This is a genomic window from Streptomyces sp. MRC013 (assembly GCF_023614235.1).
GTDB lineage: Bacteria > Actinomycetota > Actinomycetes > Streptomycetales > Streptomycetaceae > Streptomyces.
Map to the genome: position 1 here is coordinate 2,098,185 of NZ_CP094264.1, position 19,813 is coordinate 2,117,997.

At 73.9% G+C, this 19,813-nt stretch carries 15 protein-coding genes and 2 pseudogenes; 8 read left to right on the top strand and 9 right to left on the bottom strand.

What is annotated here, in order from left to right:
• Positions 1-23 precede the first annotated feature (23 nt).
• The 6 genes and pseudogenes from ccsB to hemL all read right to left on the bottom strand — a co-directional run bounded on the left by ccsB (position 24) and on the right by hemL (position 6,760).
• A pseudogene (ccsB, locus tag LUW75_RS09480) lies at positions 24-1,104 on the bottom strand (c-type cytochrome biogenesis protein CcsB).
• A pseudogene (gene resB / locus LUW75_RS09485) lies at positions 1,101-2,893 on the bottom strand (cytochrome c biogenesis protein ResB). The pseudogenes ccsB and resB overlap by 4 nt, the downstream one beginning before the upstream one ends.
• Positions 2,894-2,900: 7 nt before the next feature.
• Positions 2,901-3,638 (bottom strand): cytochrome c biogenesis CcdA family protein, encoded by a 738-nt coding sequence (locus LUW75_RS09490; protein ID WP_250335208.1) that lies wholly within the window; start codon positions 3,636-3,638, stop codon positions 2,901-2,903.
• Positions 3,639-3,641: 3 nt separating this feature from the next.
• Positions 3,642-4,256 carry a TlpA family protein disulfide reductase gene (locus LUW75_RS09495; protein WP_250335209.1) on the bottom strand — a complete coding sequence of 205 codons (615 nt, stop codon included), beginning with the start codon at positions 4,254-4,256 and terminating at the stop codon, positions 3,642-3,644.
• A 501-nt stretch (positions 4,257-4,757) separates the two neighbouring features.
• Entirely contained in the window at positions 4,758-5,447 is a 690-nt protein-coding gene (locus LUW75_RS09500; RefSeq protein WP_250335210.1) for a histidine phosphatase family protein, read from the bottom strand.
• On the bottom strand, positions 5,444-6,760 hold the full coding sequence (hemL, locus tag LUW75_RS09505) for a glutamate-1-semialdehyde 2,1-aminomutase (RefSeq protein ID WP_250335211.1): 1,317 nt from the start codon (positions 6,758-6,760) through the stop codon (positions 5,444-5,446). Before hemL ends, LUW75_RS09500 begins: the two co-directional genes overlap by 4 nt.
• Positions 6,761-7,193: 433 nt before the next feature.
• Between hemL and LUW75_RS09510 the strand changes: the two genes are divergently transcribed.
• Both LUW75_RS09510 and LUW75_RS09515 read left to right on the top strand, forming a co-directional pair.
• Positions 7,194-7,826 carry a hypothetical protein gene (locus LUW75_RS09510; protein ID WP_250335212.1) on the top strand — a complete coding sequence of 211 codons (633 nt, stop codon included), beginning with the start codon at positions 7,194-7,196 and terminating at the stop codon, positions 7,824-7,826.
• Between the two features lie 520 nt (positions 7,827-8,346).
• On the top strand, positions 8,347-9,081 hold the full coding sequence (locus LUW75_RS09515) for a Mut7-C ubiquitin/RNAse domain-containing protein (protein WP_250335213.1): 735 nt from the start codon (positions 8,347-8,349) through the stop codon (positions 9,079-9,081).
• Between the two features lie 94 nt (positions 9,082-9,175).
• On the opposite strand, the gene LUW75_RS09520 is transcribed toward LUW75_RS09515, so the two are convergent.
• The gene (locus LUW75_RS09520; RefSeq protein WP_250335214.1) at positions 9,176-9,766 is read right to left on the bottom strand and encodes a TetR/AcrR family transcriptional regulator; all 591 of its coding nucleotides are present in this window, start codon (positions 9,764-9,766) and stop codon (positions 9,176-9,178) included.
• Between the two features lie 129 nt (positions 9,767-9,895).
• Here LUW75_RS09520 and LUW75_RS09525 point away from each other — a divergent pair, with 129 nt between their 5' ends.
• The gene (locus LUW75_RS09525; RefSeq protein WP_250335215.1) at positions 9,896-11,386 is read left to right on the top strand and encodes an FAD-dependent oxidoreductase; all 1,491 of its coding nucleotides are present in this window, start codon (positions 9,896-9,898) and stop codon (positions 11,384-11,386) included.
• 117 nt (positions 11,387-11,503) lie between these two features.
• Positions 11,504-12,268 carry an SDR family NAD(P)-dependent oxidoreductase gene (locus LUW75_RS09530; protein ID WP_250335216.1) on the top strand — a complete coding sequence of 255 codons (765 nt, stop codon included), beginning with the start codon at positions 11,504-11,506 and terminating at the stop codon, positions 12,266-12,268.
• Positions 12,269-12,648: 380 nt separating this feature from the next.
• Here LUW75_RS09530 and LUW75_RS09535 read toward each other — a convergent pair whose 3' ends face one another.
• Positions 12,649-13,842, bottom strand: coding sequence for an RtcB family protein (locus LUW75_RS09535; protein WP_250335217.1), 1,194 nt, complete (start codon positions 13,840-13,842; stop codon positions 12,649-12,651).
• A 171-nt stretch (positions 13,843-14,013) separates the two neighbouring features.
• Between LUW75_RS09535 and LUW75_RS09540 the strand changes: the two genes are divergently transcribed.
• The 4 genes from LUW75_RS09540 to LUW75_RS09555 all read left to right on the top strand — a co-directional run bounded on the left by LUW75_RS09540 (position 14,014) and on the right by LUW75_RS09555 (position 17,700).
• The gene (locus LUW75_RS09540) at positions 14,014-14,718 is read left to right on the top strand and encodes a DUF3558 domain-containing protein (RefSeq protein ID WP_250335218.1); all 705 of its coding nucleotides are present in this window, start codon (positions 14,014-14,016) and stop codon (positions 14,716-14,718) included.
• 67 nt (positions 14,719-14,785) lie between these two features.
• Positions 14,786-14,926, top strand: coding sequence for a hypothetical protein (locus tag LUW75_RS09545; protein ID WP_250335219.1), 141 nt, complete (start codon positions 14,786-14,788; stop codon positions 14,924-14,926).
• A 198-nt stretch (positions 14,927-15,124) separates the two neighbouring features.
• A complete protein-coding gene (locus LUW75_RS09550; protein ID WP_250335220.1) occupies positions 15,125-15,991 on the top strand; it encodes a DUF3558 domain-containing protein in 867 nt (288 codons plus the stop codon).
• A complete protein-coding gene (locus LUW75_RS09555; RefSeq protein ID WP_462933787.1) occupies positions 15,982-17,700 on the top strand; it encodes a DUF2637 domain-containing protein in 1,719 nt (572 codons plus the stop codon). The genes LUW75_RS09550 and LUW75_RS09555 overlap by 10 nt, the downstream gene beginning before the upstream one ends.
• 158 nt (positions 17,701-17,858) lie before the next feature.
• Here LUW75_RS09555 and lysS read toward each other — a convergent pair whose 3' ends face one another.
• On the bottom strand, positions 17,859-19,604 hold the full coding sequence (gene lysS / locus LUW75_RS09560; protein WP_250335222.1) for a lysine--tRNA ligase: 1,746 nt from the start codon (positions 19,602-19,604) through the stop codon (positions 17,859-17,861).
• Positions 19,605-19,813: the final 209 nt, after the last annotated feature.

The following is a 19,813-nucleotide window of genomic DNA, read 5'->3' on the forward strand; positions in this document are numbered from 1 at the left end:
GCCGCGCTACCGCCGCGGAGGGGTCACTCGACGCCCGCGTAGGAGTGCAGGCTGTTCACGAAGAGGTTCACGCCGTAGTAGTTGAACAGCCAGCAGGCGAAGGCGGCCAGCGCGATGTACGACGCCTTGCGGCCCTTCCAGCCGGCCGTCGCGCGGGCGTGCAGGTACGCGGCGTAGGCGACCCAGGTGATGAAGGACCAGACCTCCTTGGCGTCCCAGCCCCAGTAGCGGCCCCACGCGTCGCCGGCCCAGATGGCGCCCGCGATGATCGTGAACGTCCACAACGGGAAGACGGCGGCGTTGACGCGGTACGCGAGCTTGTCGAACGTCGCGGCGGCGGGCAGCCGCTCCATGACCGACCGGGTGAACGCGCCCGGCTTGCCGCCGCGCGCCACCTTGGCCTCGTACCCGTCGCGCAGCAGGTACAGCAGCGTGGTCACGGCGCCGATGTAGAAGACCGCGCCGCAGAAGATCGCGGTGGAGACGTGGATCCACAACCAGTACGAGTCGAGGGCGGGGACGAGCTGGTCGCTCTCGGTGTAGAGCCAGGTGGTGGCGAGGCCCAGGTCGAGCAGGACGGTGGTGACCAGGGGCAGGCCGAGCCAGCGGACGTTCCTCCCGGCGAGGAGGAGGGCGAGGTAGGTGCCGGTCGCGACGGTGGAGAACGTCAGCGAGAACTCGTACATGTTGCCCCACGGCGCCCGCCCCACGGACATGGCGCGGGAGACGACGCCCCCGGCCTCCAGCAGGAACGCCAGCGTGGTGAGCGACACGGCGATGCGCCCGTACAGGTCGCCCTTCTCGTCCCCGGCGGCCGCGCCGGGGCCGTCCGGGACCTCTCCGCGCCCCGGCGGCGCCGCGCGTGACGACCGCGGGCCTGTCCAGCACGGCGGTGGCGCCGGCCTGCTCGCCGCGCACCCGGACGGCGGGCGCGGCGACGGCGGGGGCGGTGAGGGCGGCGGCCGTGCGGCCGACCTTGCTGCGGCTGCCGAGCACCCACTCGGCGATGTGCGCGAGGAACGCCAGGGTGTACACGGCCATGGCCGAGTAGACGAGGACGTTGCTGATGTGCGCCAGGTTCTCGTTGGCGGCGGCGATGGTCACTGCGATGCCCCTTCGGCGGGAACAGCCTCTTCGGCGGGTTCGGCGCCGTCGTCCACGGGGGCGTGGCCGACGGCGTCACGGTTCTCGGCGCCGTCCGCCGCCGCGGCGGGCGCGGTCGGCGCGACGGAGTGGAGCGCGGCCGCCAGCTCGGCCAGCTCCTCGGGGAGCTTCGCGGACTCGCTCCGCCCCAGCGCCGCCATCTCGACGACGGTCACGCCGTCCGGCCCTTCGACGGCCCGGACCCAGACGCGGCGCCGCTGGACGAAGAGCGAGCCGGTGAGCCCCAGGATCGCGGCGACGGCGCCGGCCAGCGCCCAGCCGTCGCCGGGCTGCTGGCTGATCTGGAAGCTGGCCCACTCGCTGATCTCCCGCTCGAAGGTGATCGAGCCGGCCCCGTCGGGCAGCGTGAAGGTCTCCCCGGGCTTGAGCTGCTTCTTCAGGATCTCGCCGTTCGCGTCCTTGAACGGGGTCATCTTGCTGGTGTCCAGCTGGTACACGTTCTGCGGCACGCCCGAGTCGGCGCGCAGGTCCCCGTGGTACGCGGAGACGCTCAGCCGCGGGTCCACCAGGGCGGGGAACACGGAGAACATCTCCCCCGGCCCTCGCCGGCGAAGGTCGGCACGAAGAACATCGGGATGCCCAGCTGGTCCCGCCTGCCGTTCCCGTCCCGGTAGCCGTCCATCACCTTGGCGACGCCCTGGGAGGTGACGTTGGCGTCGAGCGGCAGCAGCGGCACGGCCTCCCGGCTGACGATCTCGCCCCTGCCGTCCCGGACGGTGACGACGGGTGCGTACCCGTGCTCGATCAGGTAGACCTTGGCGCCGTCGACCTCCAGCGGCTCGTTGACCCGGATCACGGCCTCCCTGTCGGGGCCGCCGTCCTCGGAGTAGGTGACCTCGGCCTCGAAGGTGCGGGGCGTGCCGCGCTGCGGGCCGGTCGCCTCGTACGTCCCGGTGAACCGCTTCAGCTCGAAGCTGAAGTGGCTCAGGTCGTCCAGGGAGAACAGCGAGCCCGACCGGAAGTCGTCGTACTGGCTGAGGGTGTTGGCGAAGCCGTCGCCCTCGACGATCAGCTTGCCGCCCTCGGAGCGGAACAGCTGCCCGGCGGCGAAGGCCAGGAGCATCACGATCAGCGCGACGTGGAAGACGAGGTTGCCGGCCTCGCGGAGGTACCCCTTCTCCGCGGCGACCGCGTCGCCCTCCGCATGGGAGCGGAAGCGGTTCTTCCGCAGCAGCCCCAGCGCCGCCCCGCGGACCTGCTCGGGGGTGGCCTCCGTGCGCCAGGTCGTGTACGCGGGGAGGCGGGTGAGCCGCTTGGGCGCACCCGGCGGGCGGCTGCGCAGCTGGTCGGCGAACTGCCGGCTGCGCGGGACGATGCAGCCGATGAGGGAGACGAACAGCAGGATGTAGATCGCGGAGAACCACACCGAGCTGTAGACGTCGAACAGCTGGAGCTTCTCGTAGATCGGCGCGAGCGTCTCGTGGGACTTCTTGAAGGCGTCGACCTTGGTCTCGTCCACGCCGTTCTGCGGGATGAGGGAGCCGGGGATCGCGCCGAGGGAGAGCAGGAACAGCAGGATCAGCGCGACCCGCATGGAGGTGAGCTGCCGCCAGAACCAGCGGATCCAGCCGACGGGGCCGAGGGCGGGGAGGTGCGCGGGGTCGGGGTCCTGGGCGGGGGCGGTGGACAGGTGCTCGCCGGCGGCGCCCAGGGACTGCTCGCCGACCGCCTCCCGCCCGGTCCGCCCGTCCTGCCCGGTCCGCCCGGCGGTCTGCTCGGTGTTGCTCATGGTGACCTCAGATCCCCACCTGGAAACTTCCGGACCAGCTCTGCGTCTCCTGCACCAGCGCTTCCCAGGCGCCGGTCAGCAGGAGCAGACCGGTCAGGATCATCATGCCGCCGCCGATCCGCATCACCCATGCATAGTGCCGCTTGACCCAGCCGAACGCGCCGAGCGCCCTGCGGAAGGCGACGGCGGCGACGACGAACGGCACGCCGAGGCCGAGGCAGTACGCGAGGGTGAGCAGCGCGCCGCGCCCGGCGCTCGCCTCGCTGAGCGCGAGCGCGTTGACGGCGGTGAGGGTCGGGCCGACGCACGGCGTCCAGCCGATCCCGAAGAGCACGCCGATGACCGGGGCGCCGACGAGGCCGGCGGCGGGCCGCCGGTGGAACCGGAACTCGCGCCGGGTGAGCCACGGCATGAACCCCATGAAGAACGCGCCCATGAGGATCATGACCACGCCGAGGACCCTGTTCAGGGCCTCGCGGTGCTCCAGGAGCGTCTGCCCCGAGTAGCCGAACAGGGCGCCGCCGGAGACGAAGACGGCGGAGAAGCCGAGGACGAACAGGCCCGCGCCGAGCGCCATCCGGCCGCGCCGCGCCTCGGCCAGGTCGGTGCCGGTGACCCCGGTCACGTACGAGAGGTAGCCGGGGACGAGCGGCAGCACGCAGGGCGAGAAGAAGGACACCAGGCCGCCGAGGACGGCGACGGGCAGGGCCAGGAGGAGGGCCCCGCTGAAGACCGTCTCGTTCATGGACTACTGCCCGCCGGCCTTCTCGGCGAGCACCGGGGCGATCATCGAGCGCAGCTCCTTCTCGGAGACCGCCTTGAGGGCCCTCGCGGCGATCTTCCCGTCGCGGTCGAGCACGAGGGTCGAGGGAATGGACTGCGGTTGGACGGTGCCCTTGGGGAAGCCGTTGAGGACGAGCTTGCCGTACCGGTCGTAGATGCTCGGGTACGGGACCCCGAAGTCGTTCTCGAACTTGATCGACTTGCCCTTGTTGCTGCGGGTGTTGATGCCGACGAACTCGACGCCCTCGGGCTTCAGCTCGTTGGCGACCTTCACGAAGTGCGGGGCCTCGGCGCGGCACGGGGTGCACCACTCGCCCCACAGGTTGAGGACGACGACCTTGCCCTTGAGGTCGGCGACGTCGATCCGGCCGCCGTCCAGGGTCTCGCCCGCGAGCTCGTTGGGTGCCGGCCGCTTCCCCTCGGGGAGGGTGGCGATGCCGTCGACGTCGGTGACGAAGTTGGTGTTGCCGCCACCGCCGGACGTGCCCTTGGGGCTGCCGCTGCACGCGGTCAGCGCGAGCGCGGCCGCCAGGGCGCCGGCGGTGAGCAGGATGCCTCGGTGGGCACGGCTGTGGCTCATGTGAAAAGTTTCGCATGGCCGTTTCGCGGATCTTGCCCGCCCCCCTGGGTGCCCGTAAAGCCCCTTGTGAAGTCCGGCTAAGTCCGGCCGGCCGGAGGAGGGGCCGTTCCCTCCGCACCGGGATTTCCCGGTCGGGGGAACGGGATTCCCCGGGAATGACGAATCCCCGGCGGGACCGGCCGCCCTCCCTCCCGGGAGCGCCCGCCGCCTTCCCGCCCTGCCCGGGCCCGCGGCCGCCGCCGGGGAGCCGGGGCCGCCCGCCCCGAGGGCGGCGGGGCGCCAACTTCCTTTTCCGATAAAGCCTTTCGACCGGGCCGGCGCACGGCGTCCCCTTTCCGCCCTCCCGCACACGGGACGGTGTTCCGGCCCGGTGTGCGGGAGAGCGGGGAATGCGGGAGAGCGGGAAAGGAGAAAAGGAGGAAGAAGGGGTTTCGCCGTCGATCACGCGGCCCCGGCACGGTGAAACGGCCGCTCCGCCGCCGGGAGCACCGCCCGGGACCGTCAGGCGCCGAACGCCTTCGGTTTTCCCTTCACCGGCTTGGCGCCCGCGAGCAGGTGCGGCGGAACGAGATCGCGGGCCGGTTCGCTGTAGCCGACCGAGACGATGCGGTCCCCGTGGTACGTGAACGTCGTCAGCGACGCCAGCGTGCACTGCCGGCGCCGCGGGTCGTGCCACAGCCGGCGCCGCTCGACGAAGCTCCGCACGATCCAGATGGGCAGCTGGTGGCTGACGCACACCGCCTCGTGCCCGCGGGCCGCGTCGCGCGCCGCGCCGAGCGCGCCCATCATCCGCACCACCTGGTCGACGTAGGGCTCGCCCCACGACGGCCGGAACGGGTTGGTCAGGTGCCGCCAGTTGCCCGGCCTGCGCAGCGCCCCGTCGCCGACGCCGAAGGTCTTGCCCTCGAAGACGTTGCCCGCCTCGATCAGCCGCTCGTCCGTGGCCAGGCCCAGGCCGTGCGCCTCGGCGATCGGCTCCGCGGTCTCCTGGGCCCGTTCCAGCGGGGACGCCACGACGTACGCGACGTCCCGGCCGGCCAGGTGCTCGGCGACCCGGTCGGCCATCCGGCGGCCCAGCTCCGAGAGGTGGTACCCGGCGCGGCGGCCGTACAGGACGCCGTCCGGGTTGTGCACCTCGCCGTGGCGCATCAGGTGGACGACGGTCACCTCCTCCGGCTGCGCGCCCGTCATGCCGTGCCCTCCGTGGCCGCCGCCGCGGCGCGGGCGGCGGCGGGCAGCGCGGCGGCGATCCGCTCGACGGCGCGCTCGTCGTGGGCCGTGGACACGAACCACGACTCGAAGGCGGACGGCGGCAGGTAGACGCCCTGCGCCAGCATCGAGTGGAAGAACGCGGTGAAGCGGAAGGACTCCTGCCGCCTGGCGTCCTCGTAGTCGCGGACCTCGCGGTCGGTGAAGAAGACCGAGAACATGTTGGACGCGCTCTGCAGCCGGTGCGCCACGCCCTCCGCGGCCAGCGCGTCCACCACCAGGGCCTGGATCTCCCGCGAGACGGCGTCGACCTTCTCGTACGCGGCGTCGTCGAGCAGCCGCAGCTGGGCGAGGCCCGCGGCGGTGGCGACCGGGTTCCCGGAGAGCGTGCCCGCCTGGTAGACCGGGCCGGCCGGCGCGAGGTGCGCCATGACGTCGGCCCGGCCGCCGAACGCCGCGGCCGGGAAGCCGCCGCCCATGACCTTGCCGAAGGTCATCAGGTCGGGGACGACGCCGTCCACGCCGAACCAGCCCGCCCGGGACGTGCGGAAACCGGTCATGACCTCGTCGGAGATGTACAGAGCGCCGTTCTTCGCGCAGGCGTCCTTCAGGCCCTGGTTGAAGCCGGGGCGGGGCGGGACGACGCCCATGTTGCCGGGGGACGCCTCGGTGATCACGCAGGCGATCTCGCCCGGGTGGCGGTGGAACGCCTCCTGGACGGCCTCCAGGTCGTTGTAGGGCAGCACGATCGTGTCGCCGGCCTGCGCGCCCGTGACGCCGGGCGTGTCGGGCAGCCCGAAGGTGGCCACACCGGAGCCGGCGGCGGCCAGCAGCGCGTCCACGTGCCCGTGGTAGCAGCCGGCGAACTTGACCACCTTGCTGCGGCCGGTGAAACCGCGGGCCAGGCGGATCGCGGACATGGTCGCCTCGGTGCCGCTGGACACCAGCCGCACCTGCTCGACCGGGGCGACCCGCTCCACGATCTCCTCCGCGAGGGCGACCTCGCCCTCGCCCGGGGTGCCGAAGGAGGTGCCGCGCGCGACGGCCTGCCGCACGGCGGCGACCACCTCGGGGTGCGCGTGGCCGAGGATCATCGGCCCCCAGGAGCAGACGAGGTCGACGTACTCGCGCCCGTCCGCGTCGGTGAGGTACGGCCCCGTACCGGAGACCATGAAGCGGGGCGTTCCGCCCACGGCGCGGAAGGCCCGGACGGGGGAGTTCACGCCGCCGGGCGTCACCTGGGAGGCGCGGTCGAAGAGCGACTGTGAGACGGGGGCTTCATATGAGTACGGCACTTGGGTCCTGACCTGCGGTAACGAGTGGGCTGGCGGCTGGCGTGGGTGCTGCCGCCGGGGCGGCGGCGGGGCGGCCCGGGCACGAGGGACGGGCCGTGTTCCCTTTCACGGCGTCCGGTTTCACGGCGATCGGCCGGGCGGCCTTGCCTCGGCGCGACCTCTTCCTTCACGATCTTGTTTCACGAGGATGTCGCCCCGCTCGGGCGAAGGCCGGGGACCGCGGGGTTTCCCGGCCTCGTTCTCGGCAAGGCGCCGGCCCTCCGCGTCTGCGAAACTGGGGCGTCATAGGGAGAGCTCACGGAAACCATGGTGTCAGAGGCCGGCACGTTCTTGCGGACAGGTGTTTCACCACCCGTTCGCGGGGGAGGTCACTGACACGATGATCGGGTTGCGCGGCGGGGCCGTGTCACCCTGCAAGCAGTCGGGTGGAGATATGCATCGCGGTGGCGGACTGGGCGAGGGGACCGGCGATCTGGGCCCCGAGCGTGCCCGGCGGGGGAGGCACCGGCGACAGCGGGACGATCCCGCCCCGCGGGAACCCGCACGACGGGACGACGGCCTCCAGCGGGAGGCTCCCGCGGGAAGCGAGTCCCTGGGGACGGACTCCCTGGGGGGCAGGGGTGGCCGCATGGGGGTGACCTACAAGTACTTCGGCGCGCCCAACGGCGCGACGGCCGCGCGTGTGCCGATCTCGATGCGGCCCGAGGAGCTCGGCGGCGACGAGCTCGGCATGGGCGGGATGTTCACCAAGATCAAGCCGGAGACCATAGCCGCCATGGTGCTGACCGGCATCCAGGGCATGCCCCTGCACAAGGTGCCGCCGCTGGAGCTGGTGGTGCTGCACCCCGACTACGCGGTGGTGAAGCTGCCGACGACCACCGTCGACCCGCTGCGCGGCGTCGGCGAGGAGTCCGTGGGCGCCGCCGCCTTCATCTGGTCGACGGTCCCGGACCGGGGCGGTCCGCGCGACGCGTTCGACGTGTACCGGCTGCTGCACGAGTGGCAGGACTTCTCGGTACGCCTCCACGAGGCGGGCCACCAGCCGTACTGCCTCGTCTGGCCCTGACGGGCGGCGCTCCGCCCGCGCCCGTCCGGCCCCCGGCCGGGCCCGTGCCGCGCTCCGGGAGCTGACGGGAGCTGAAACGTCCCGGCGGCGGACGCGGGCGCACCCCGAGCACACACTTCGGGGGCGCGCCGGGCACGCACGCCCCGGAAGCGCCCGCGTCCGCGTCCGTCCGCCGCCCGTAGTCCTCGACGGCGGCCGCCGGCAGCCCTCGACAGGGGTTCTCGCCGCCGGGCCGGTGGCGCGGACGGGGACGCCCGGCGTCCCACCCGGCGGCCGGGGCGGCCGGGGCGGCGGACGGCGACGCGGACGGGGCGGACCGGCGGACGGCGACGCGGACGGCGCGGACGGCGCGGGCGGGCCGGACGGCGGCGCGGGCGGGCCGGACGGCGGCGCGGGCGCGGCGGGAACCCGACCGGCCGGACGGCGGCGCGTCCGCGGCGGGACGCGGAGCGCCTCGGGGCCGGGCGGGGCCGGGAAACGGCCTGGCCGGGCCGGGGCGCCCGGTGGCATCCTGACCCGCGTGAACGGACCGGAGATCCACATCAGTTTCGCCCCCGAACTCGGCCTGTTCGTAGCGGCGCCCCGCCGTGCGGGACGTACGGCCCTGGTGACGGACGGGGTGTCGACGCTCGGGCACGTCGTCGAGTCGCTCGGCGTGCCGCTCACCGAGGTGGGCGCTCTGCTGGTGTCCGGTGAACCGGTCCCGGCCGCGCACGTGCCGACCGCCGGCGAGGAGGTCGAGGTGCGGGGCGTGCGGCGCCCGCAGGAGGTGCCGGGGGCGCCGCTGCGGTTCCTCCTCGACGTCCACCTGGGCACGCTCGCGCGGCGGCTGCGGCTGCTGGGCGTCGACGCGGCGTATGAGAGCGAGGACATCGGCGACGCCGCGCTGGCCGCGCGGTCGGCCCGGGAGCGGCGCGTGATGCTCTCGCGCGACCGGGGGCTGCTGCGCCGACGGGAGCTGTGGGCCGGCGCGTACGTCTACAGCCACCGGCCCGAGGAGCAGTTGCGCGACGTGCTGGGGCGCTTCGCCCCGCGCCTCGTCCCGTGGTCCCGCTGCACGGCCTGCAACGGGGTGCTGGCCGAGGCGGACAAGGACGAGGTGCGCGAACGCCTGGAGCACGGCACGCGGCGCACGTACGACGTGTTCGCCCGCTGTACGGCCTGCGACCGCGTGTACTGGCGCGGCGCCCACCACGCCCGGCTGGACGACATCGTCCGCACCGCCCTGCGCGAGTTCGGGGGCGCGGCGGCCTGACGGCGGGGCGGTACGGCTCCGCGGCCCGGCACCCCGACGGCGGCTCCCGGCCCGGCGCCTCCGTGACGGGCCGGGCGCCGGGCGGCCGGGTCGGCTACGGCCGCTCCGCCGTCAGGTAGCGCTGGATCGTGGGGGCCAGCCAGGCGATCACCTCGTCGCGCTCCATCGCGACCGCGGGCGGGAACCGCAGCACGTACCGGGCGAGGGCCATGCCGAGTATCTGCGAGGCGAGGAGCGCGGCCCGGCGCGGTGCGTCCTCCGGATCGGGGCAGAGGCCCGCCACCACCGGGCCGAGGCTGGCCTTGAAGATCTCCCGCATGCGCTCGGCGCCCGCCTCGTTGGTGACGCCGACGCGGAGCATGCCCGTCAGCACCTCGTCCGCGTCCCAGCGGTCGAGGAAGTGGGCGACGAGGACGGCGCCGACGTGCCGGGCAGGCAGGGCGCCCAGCGGCGGTATCCGCAGGTCGATCTCGGAGGCGGCCGCGAACAGGCCCTGCTTGTTGCCGTAGTAGCGCATCACCATCGACGGGTCGATGCCCGCGTCGCGGGCGATGGCCCGGATGGTGGCGCGCTCGTAGCCGTCCGCGGCGAACCGCTCGCGGGCCGCTTCGAGGATCGCGGCGCGGGTCGCGTCCGAGCGGCGCGGCGCACGGGGGCTCGGCGGGGCGGGGGCTTCCTTCTCCATGCCAACGAGTGTAGGCCAACAAGTGTTGACCCGCCAGGCGCGACGGGTCTACAGTTGCCAACAAGCGTTGTCCAACAGGTGTTGGCCAACGGTCGTTGACCCGTTGTGGGTCGGCTTGAGGAGGCAGCTATGACCAGCACCGCCGCAATCGACGGGTCGAGCACCGGTACCGGGACGCACGCCGACGCGGACGTCGTGGTCGTGGGCGCGGGCCCGACCGGGCTGCTCCTCGCGGGCGACCTCGCCGGGGCCGGGCTCCGCGTCACCCTCGTGGAGCGCCGCCCCCGCACGACCGGGAACCTGACGCGCGCCTTCGCCGTCCACGCCCGGACGCTGGAGCTCCTGGACGCCCGGGGCCTGGCGGACGAACTGCTCGGGACGGGCCCGACCCTGACCCGGCTGCGCCTGTTCGGCAACGCGTCGCTGGACCTCTCGGGGCTGCGCTCCCGCTTCCCGTTCCTGCTCGTCACCCCGCAGTACGAGGTGGAGCGGCTGCTGGAGCGCCGCGCCGTCGCCGCCGGGGTGGAGTTCCGCCACGAGACGGCGCTGCGCGCACTGCGCCGGGACGTCGACGGCGTCACGGCCGAGCTGGTCCCCGCCGGCCACGGCGGCGCCCGGGGCGACGGCTCCGGGACGGGCGGCGCGGCCGTACGGCTCCGCGCCCGTTACCTGGTCGGCGCGGACGGTGTCCGCAGCACGGTCCGGGAGCAGTTGGGCCTGCCGTTCCCCGGCCGCTCCGTGATCCGCTCCGTCGTCCTCGCGGACGTCCGCCTCGCCGAACCGCCCCGGGACGTGCCGATCGTGAACGGCACGGGCGACGCGTTCGCCTTCATCGCCCCGTTCGGCGACGGCTGGTACCGGGTGATGGGCTGGGACCGGCACCGCCAGGCCCCGGACGGCGCCCCCGTCGACCCGGACGAGGTCCGCGGCATCGTCCGCCGGGCCCTCGGCTCGGACTTCGGGATGGGCGAAGCCCGCTGGACCTCCCGGTTCCACAGCGACGAACGACAGGTGCCCGCCTACCGCGTGGGCCGCGTGCTGCTCGCCGGGGACGCCGCGCACGTCCATTCCCCCGCCGGGGGCCAGGGCATGAACACCGGCCTCCAGGACGCCGCCAACCTCTCCTGGAAGCTCGCCGCCGTCCTGCGCGGCGACGCGGGCGACCCGGAGGCGCTGCTCGACAGTTACCACGCCGAGCGTCATCCGGTCGGCGCGGCCGTCCTGCGCAGTAGCGGGGCGATCATCCGCCTCTCCACGGCGCGCACACCGCTCCGGCGCGCCGCCCGTGCCGCCGTCTTCCGCCTGGTCGGCACGGCCGGCCCGCTCTCCGCCCGGGTGACGGGCATGATCAGCGGGATCGGCGTCTCCTACGCCGCCGCGTGCGGCGCCCACCACCTGACCGGGCGGCGGGCGCCGGACCTCTCGCTCGCCGAGGGCCGCCTGTACGAGCTGCTGCGCGAAAGCGCCTTCGTCCTGGTCGCCTCGCGGGGCACCGAGCCGTCCGCCCCGGAGATCGCCACGGCACCCGGCGAGGTCATACGGGCCACGTGGGCGAACGCCGACCGCCACGGCGCCCTGCTGGTCCGCCCGGACGGCTACATAGCCTGGGCGCGGGACTGAGGTGCGGAGCCGCACGCATGGCACCTGAGTCATGGTCATGTACACCCCACACGGTGGAGCGGGCGCGCCTATGCTGACGGCGTACCGCTCGCCGCCGCACCGAGGAGCACGCAGACCATGACCGCCGCCGCACCGCCCGTCGCCGTCGTCACCGGAGCCAGCAGCGGCATCGGGGCCGCGACCGCCCGCCACCTGGCCGCGACCGGCCATCACGTCGTGCTCACCGCGCGGCGCGAGGACCGCATCACCGCCCTCGCCGCGGAGCTGACCGAGGCCGGCCACCGGGCGACCGCGTACGCCCTCGACGTCACCGACCGGTCCGCCGTCGACGCCTTCGCCGCCTCTCTGGACCGCTGCGACGTGCTGGTCAACAACGCCGGCGGCGCGCTCGGCGCCGACCCGGTGGCGACCGGCGACCCGGAGGACTGGCGCCGCATGTACGAGGTGAACGTCATCGGCACGCTCCACATGACGCAGGCGCTGCTGCCCGCGCTCACCGCGAGCGGCGCCGGCACGGTCGTCGTGGTCTCCTCCACGGCCGGCCACGCCGCGTACGAGGGCGGCGCGGGGTACGTCGCCGCCAAGCACGGCGCCCGGGTCCTCGCCGAGACGCTGCGCCTGGAGATCGTCGGCACGCCGGTCCGGGTCATCGAGGTGGCGCCCGGCATGGTGAAGACGGAAGGCTTCGCCATGACCCGGTTCCGCGGCGACACGGAACGGGCGGCGAAGGTCTACGAGGGCGTCCCCGACCCGCTGACGGCCGACGACGTCGCCGACACGATCACCTGGGCCGTGACCCGCCCACCGCACGTCAACGTCGACCTGCTGGTGGTGCGCCCCCGCGCCCAGGCGTCCAACCACAAGGTGCACCGGGAGCTCTGACAACGCCCGGCCCGGGGCGAAGCCGCCGGAGGGCCCCGCCGGAGGGAAGCCGACCGGACGGGGCCGCCCGAAGGCCGGAGACCCGAAAGCCGGAGACCGGAGACCGAACCCGGAGGAGGCCCGGCCGGAGGCCAGGAACCCCCGGAGCGCCCGGCCGGGACCCGAGTACCCGGGCACCCCCCGGAGGCCGGAGGCCCGGAAAGGGCGACCGCCCGCGGCCCGGGCGCCCGAGGAGGCCCGGCCGGAGGCCGAAAGGACGGAGGCCGAAAGGACGGAGGCTGGAAAGACGGAAGTCGGAGAGACGGACACGCCCGGAAGGGGCGGCCGGACGGGCGGTCACCCGCAGGGGGAGCCGCCGGAACCGGGCGGGACCGGCCGGCTCAGCCCTTCACGCAGACGACCTGCTTCAGCTTCGCCACGACCTCCACCAGGTCGCGCTGCTGGTCGATGACCTTCTCGATCGGCTTGTACGCGCCGGGGATCTCGTCGACGACGCCGGAGTCCTTGCGGCACTCCACGCCCCGCGTCTGCTCCTCCAGGTCCTGCGTGGAGAACCGGCGCTTGGCGGCGTTCCGGCTCATCCGCCGGCCGGCACCGTGCGAGGCGGAGTTGAAGGACTTCTCGTTCCCGAGGCCCTTCACGATGTACGAGCCGGTGCCCATGGAACCGGGGATGATCCCGTACTCGCCGCTCCCGGCGCGGATCGCGCCCTTGCGGGTGACGAGCAGGTCCACACCGTCGTACCGCTCCTCCGCCACGTAGTTGTGGTGGCAGGAGATCTCCCGCTCGAAGGTCACCCCGGTCTTCTCGAACTCGCCGCGAACGACGTCCTGCAGGAGCGCCATCATGACCGAGCGGTTGTACTTCGCGTACTCCTGCGCCCAGAACAGGTCGTTGCGGTACGCGGCCATCTGCGGCGTGTCGGCGACGAACACCGCGAGATCCCGGTCGACCAGGTCCTGGTTGTGGGGCAGCCCCCGCGCGACGCCGATGTGGTGCTCGGCGAGCTCCTTGCCGATGTTCCGCGACCCGGAGTGGAGCATCAGCCACACCGATCCGGTCGAGTCGAGGCAGACCTCGACGAAGTGGTTGCCGCTTCCGAGCGTCCCCATCTGCTTGGCGGCCCGCTCCTGGCGGAACCTCACCGCCTCCGCGATGCCTCCGAACCGCGTCCACAGGTCGTCCCACCCGGGCGCCGCGAGGCCCGGGAGCCGCCCGGGGTCGACCGCCTCCTCGTGCATCCCCCGGCCCACCGGGATGGCCCGCTCGATCCGCGACCGCAGCCCGGACAGGTCGTCCGGCAGGTCGTCCGCGGTGAGCGACGTCCTGACGGCCGACATGCCGCATCCGATGTCCACCCCGACCGCCGCCGGGCAGACCGCGCCGCGCATGGCGATGACGGATCCGACCGTGGCGCCCTTGCCGAAGTGGACGTCCGGCATGACGGCGAGCCCCTCGATCCACGGCAGGGTCGCGGTGTTCCGCAGCTGCCGGAGGGCGACGTCCTCCACCGTGGCGGGGTCCGCCCACATCCGGATGGGTACCTTCGCCCCCGGGATCTCGACGTACGACATGCCTCCCCATTCCCCCAGAAAAGTCAGAAAACGCAAAAACCGGTTTCAGGACCGACATAAACGACGGTAGACCGGCAGCGACGGCGCGCGTGCGATACACATTGTGTTCACCGGCCGCCGATCACCGGCAAGCTGTTTTCACCGTGACCCCAGGGAAGGGAGCCCGGCACCGTGCAGCGAAGGGCGTACGCATCCGGTCTGGCCGCGCTCCTCGCGGCACTCAGCGCGACCGCCCTCGCCGGATGCAGCTCCGGTTCCGGGACGGACGGTTCCGGCATCGACGCCAAGACCGGCACCGCCGCAGGCCCCATCGCCCAGCCCGGCCGCTACCGCACCCTCTTCGAACCGTGCGGCTCCGTCCCCCGCTCCACCCTCCGGGACCTGCTCCCCGCCGTCACCGCCCTGCCGGCCGAACAGCGCGACCGCGTCCTGCGCGGCACCGCCGCCGTCACGTACGACACGGACCGCCGCGTCGGCTGCGCGTGGAAGGCGGACGGCCCGGACGCCATCCACCACCTCACCCTCGACTTCGAGCGCGTGGTCTCCTACGACCCGGCCGTCAGCGACGAGGCGCGGGCGCAGGAGGTGTACGCCACCAAGGAGTCCGCCGCCGGGCTGGCCCCCGCCTCACCCCCCGCCACGGACCAGGGCACCGCCTCGCCCCCCGGCCCCGCGGCCGGCACCGCCGGACCCGCGGCCCCCGCCAAGCCCGCCGGAGCCGGTACGCCGGCCAAACACGCCGGAGCCGGCGCCGCCCTCCCCCGCCGCCGGGCGGCAGGCGCAGACCGTCTCCCCCGCCACCTCCGGCACGCCCTCTCCCGCCGCCTCCGCCCCGGCCGGGGACCTGGGGTCCCGGGCACTGACCGACCTGGGTGACGCGGCGTTCCTCGACGACGTCCTCGCCCCGGCCGGCCCGGCCGCCCAGCAGCGCACCGTCAGCGTGGTGTTCCGCACATCGAACGTGCTCGTGACCGTGCGGTACGCGGCCCAGCCACTTCGTGACGGCGAGGTTCCGGACAGTGAGGAGATGCAGGAAAAGGCGCGCAGGCTGGCGCACCGGCTGGCCGAGCGGTTCGACGAGTAGCGGTGTCCCGGGCCCCGGAGCACCGGACGGCTGGACGTACCGGCGGCCCCGGCCGGGCTTCCGGACGGGCTACCGTGGCCGGGCCGGACCGCCCGGACCGGGACCGTCCGGACCGTATGTCCGGGCCGAAGGACCGGGCCGTACGACGGGCCGGCACGAGCGACTCGTACGACAAGCGACAGAGCGACTGAAGGAACCATGCACCGATCAGCCCCGCGTCTCACCCGCATACTCGCCTGCGCCGCCGTCCCGGTGATGATCGCCGCCGCCGGCTGCTCGTCGGACGGCTCCGGCTCCGACGCGTCCGCGTCGCCCTCCGCGCCGGCGACGGGCGCCCCGGCCGCGCCCGCCACGTCGGCGGCGCCCGTGCCGAGCATCGCTCCGGCGAAGTTCGCCAAGCTGCCGGACGCCTGCAAGGCGATCACCGCGAAGACGGTCGAGGACCTCGTGCCGGGCGTGAAGACGAAGTCCGGCACGCCCGGCAGGTCCTCCGACATGAACAGCCGCGGCAACTGCTCGTGGAACGGCCTGGAGGACAAGGGCGTCAAGGGCTCCGACTACCGCTGGCTGGACGTCTCCCTGCTGCGCTTCGACTCGGACCCGACGCTCGGCGGCGGCGAGAAGCGCGCGCAGGACGAGTACGCGGACAAGGTCGCCGAGGTGAAGGCGACGGAGGGCGCCATCGACGTGCGGACCTCGTCCGCGCCGGGCGTCGGCAACGAGGCCCGCGCCGTCAGCTACTCCCTGAAGAAGACCGGCGAGACCTTCCGCTACGGCGTGATCGTGGCCCGCACGGAGAACGTGGTGGTCACCGTCTCCTACAACGGCACCGGTTACGCGGGCGCCGAGGCCCCGGCCGCGGGCGAGCCTCATGGAGGGCACCGTGAAGGCCGTCAAGGACGCCGTAGCCGCCGTGGCCGCCGCCGGCAGGTAACCCCGCGGCGACGACCGGGTGACGGGATCCGGCCTCCCCGGGGGGCCGGGTCCCGTACACGTGTGCCAGGCTGTGCCCGCGAAGCGCAGGTGAACCAGGGAGGGGACCGCGAGTGGCCGCGATGCAACTGACGCGGATGCACCGCGTTCTGATCGGTGTCGTCGTCGCCGGCGCCCTGGTCATCGCCGGGATCGGCTTCGCGGGCTCGTACGCGGCGGTGCGGGAACTCGCGGAGAAGAAAGGCTTCGGCGACTTCTCCCTGGTCTTCCCCATCGGCATCGACGCCGGCATCTGCGTGCTGCTCGCCCTCGACCTGCTGCTGACCTGGCTCCGGATCCCCTTCCCCCTGCTGCGGCAGACGGCGTGGCTGCTGACCGCCGCGACGATCGCCTTCAACGGCGCCGCGGCATGGCCGGATCCGCTCGGTGTGGGGATGCACGCCGTCATCCCGATGCTGTTCGTCGTGGCCGTCGAGGCGGCCCGGCACGCGGTGGGCCGGATCGCGGACATCACGGCCGACAAGCACATGGAGGGTGTGCGGCTCACCCGGTGGCTGCTGTCGCCCGTGCCCACGTTCCGGCTGTGGCGGCGGATGAAGCTGTGGGAGCTGCGCTCGTACGAGCAGGTGATCAAGCTGGAGCAGGACCGGCTGGTCTACCAGGCGCGTCTGCAGGCCCGGTTCGGCCGCGGATGGCGGCGCAAGGCGCCGGTGGAGGCGCTGATGCCGTTGCGCCTCGCGAAGTACGGCGTACCGCTCGCGGAAACCGCCCCGGCGGGCCTGGCGGCGGCGGGAATCGAGCCGGTGCTGCTGCCCCCGAACCCGGCGGCCCGGGAGGCCACCGCGGAGGCCACCACCCTGCCGGTGACCTCCGCGGCGACCGCTCCGGTGGCGGAACTCCCCGGGGCGACGCCCACCGGCCCCCGCCCCGCGGTGCCCGTCCCGACGGCGCCGCAGCCCGCGGACCACGCGCCGCGGCAGGCCCCGGCGGTGCGCCCCGCGTCCGCACCGGCCCGGCCCCCCGCCCCGGTCGGGGACCGGTCCCCGGAGCCGGAGCCGGACCAGCACCAGCACCAGCAGGCTCATCCGCAGCCGCAGTCGGCCCGAACCCCCCACTCCCGGCCCGGACCGGACCCGCAGCCCGGACCCGAGGTACGGACGGGACCCGAGACGCCGAAGGGACCTGACGTACGGACGGGACCCGAGGTACGGACAGGGCCCGAGGTACGGACAGGACCCGGAGTGGGGACGGGACCCGCAGTCGACGCACAGCCCGGACCGCGGCCCGCACCCGAACCGCAGCCCGCACCCGACGCCCAGCCCGGACCGCGGCCCGCACCCGACGCCCAGCCCGGACCGCGGCCCGCACCCGAACCGCAGCCCGGACCCGACGCACAGCCCGGACCGCGGCCCGCACCCGAAGTGCGGACGGGACCCGCGGCCGGCGCACAGGACGGGCCCGAACCGCAGGATGTCGCCGGACCGCACCCCCGGCCCGAACCGCAGGACGCCCCGGTCAGTCACGTCAGCCCCTGGTTCTCCGCGCCCAAACTCCCCCAGGACACCGTCTACGCGGGCTCGTACGACCCTGCCGCGTACGCCGGTCACGCCGACCGCCTGCCGGAGGCGGAGGAAGAGGAGGAGTACGTCCGCGCGGCGTACCGGGCGTTCCAGGCGTACGCCGAGGAGTACGGCAACCCGCCCGCCGCAGACGCCCTGGCCCGCCGCCTGGCGGAGGCGGAAGGCCTTCGGCACCCCCGCGCCGTACCGCTGCTGCGCAGGGTCCTCCCGGACTTCATCACCCGCTACCAGGCCGAGTTGGAAGCCGACCACATCGCCTGACCCGGCGCCGGGCCCGGCCGGACGGCCGACGGCCCGCCGCCGCTCCTCCCACCCGCCTCGTCGCGCGCCGGGCGGCCCGGACCGGGGCGGCGACGGCGGAAGGGCCCCACCCGGGGTGGGGCCCTCCACGCGTCACTCGGGGCGGACCGCCCCCCGCGTCACGCGCCCAGCAGCTTGCGGACCCGCTCCGCGCCGACCGCCAGGAGCAGCGTCGGGAGGCGCGGGCCCGTGTCCCGGCCGACGAGCAGGCGGTACAGCAGGACGAAGAAGTCCCGCTGGGCGGTCTTCAGCTCCGGTGTCGGCTTCGCCTCCGGTTCCAGCCCGGCCATGATCTTCGGCACGCCGTAGACGAGCGTCGTCAGGCCGTCCAGTGACCAGTGGTCGTCCAGGCGCTCCAGCAGGAGCCGCAGCGACTCGCGGCCCTCGTCGCCGAGGGAGCCCAGCAGCTCCGTGTCCGGCTCGTCACGCACGACGGTGCGGGCCTCGGCCGGGACGTGGGTGGTGATCCAGTTCTCCGCGCGGTCCAGTCGCGGCCGCACCTCGTCGAGCGACGAGAGCGGGTTCGCCGGATCCAGTTCGCCGAGGATGCGCAGGGTCTGCTCGTCGTGTCCGGCCGTGATGTCCACGACCGAGGCGAGCGTCCGGTACGGCAGCGGGCGCGGCGTGCGCGGCAGCTCGCCGGCGGCCGTGCGCACGGCTCGCGAATGCGCGGCGGCGTCGGCCGGCAGCGCCGTGCCGTCCGCGACCTTGGCCTCCAGCTTGTCCCATTCGTCGTAGAGCCGCTGGATCTCCTGGTCGAACGCGATCTTGAAGGCCTGGTTCGGCTTGCGGCGCGCGTACAGCCAGCGCAGCAGCGGCGCCTCCATGATCTTCAGCGCGTCCGCCGGCGTGGGGACCCCGCCCTTGGAGGAGGACATCTTCGCCATGCCGGAGATGCCGACGAAGGCGTACATCGGGCCGATCGGCTGGACGCCGTCGAAGACCTCGCGGACGATCTGGCCGCCGACCACGAAGGAGGAGCCGGGCGACGAGTGGTCGACGCCGCTGGGCTCGAAGACCACGCCCTCGTACGCCCAGCGCATCGGCCAGTCGACCTTCCACACCAGCTTGCCGCGGTCGAACCCGCTCAGCAGGACGGTCTCGGAGAAGCCGCAGGCGCAGCCGTACGCCAGCTCCGTCGTGTCGTCGTCGTACGACGTGACGGTCGTGAGGTCGCGCCCGCAGCGGCCGCAGTACGGCTTGTACGGGTAGTACCCGCCGGCGCCGCCCGAGCCGTCGTCCTCGCCGGCCGCGCCGGAGCCCTCGGCGGCCGCCAGCTCGGCCTCGTCGGCCGGCTTCTGCTGCGCCTTGCCCTTGGGCCGGCCGGCGGCCTTGTCCTTCGTCCGGTACCGGTCGAGGATCTCGTCGATCTTCGCGCGGTGCCTCATGGCGTGCAGGATCTGCGCGCGGTAGGCACCGGAGGTGTACTGCTCCGTCTGGCTGATGCCGTCGAACTCCACGCCCAGCTCGGCGAGCGACTCGACCATGGCGGCCTTGAAGTGCTCCGCCCAGTTCGCGTGCGGGGAGCCGGCCGGGGCCGGGACGGACGTCAGCGGCCTGCCGATGTGTTCGGCCCAGGAGGCGTCGACCCCGGGGACGCCGGCCGGGACCTTGCGGTAGCGGTCGTAGTCGTCCCAGGAGATCAGGTGCCGGACCGCGTGCCCGCGGCGGCGGATCTCGTCGGCCACCAGGTGCGGGGTCATGACCTCGCGGAGGTTGCCGAGGTGGATGGGGCCGGACGGGGAGAGGCCGGAGGCGACGACGACCGGTTTGCCAGGCGCACGTCGCTCCGACTCGGCGATGACCTCGTCCGCGAAACGGGAGACCCAGTCGGTCTCGGTGCTGCTCTGAGCCACGATCGGCACGTCCTTGTGTGTTCTGTGCGGGTTTCGAAGGGCTGGTCCGGGGACGGCTGCGTCCCCGGGCCATTCTCCCAGACGGGACGGCCGGGCCGGAGGTCGTCCACAGGCCGGCCGCCCGTCGGCCGGAGGTCGTCCACGGACCGGGGAAGTCGTGGGAAGGAGCCTGCTCGGTCGTGGGACACTTGACAACCGGAAAAGCACCACACGGACAC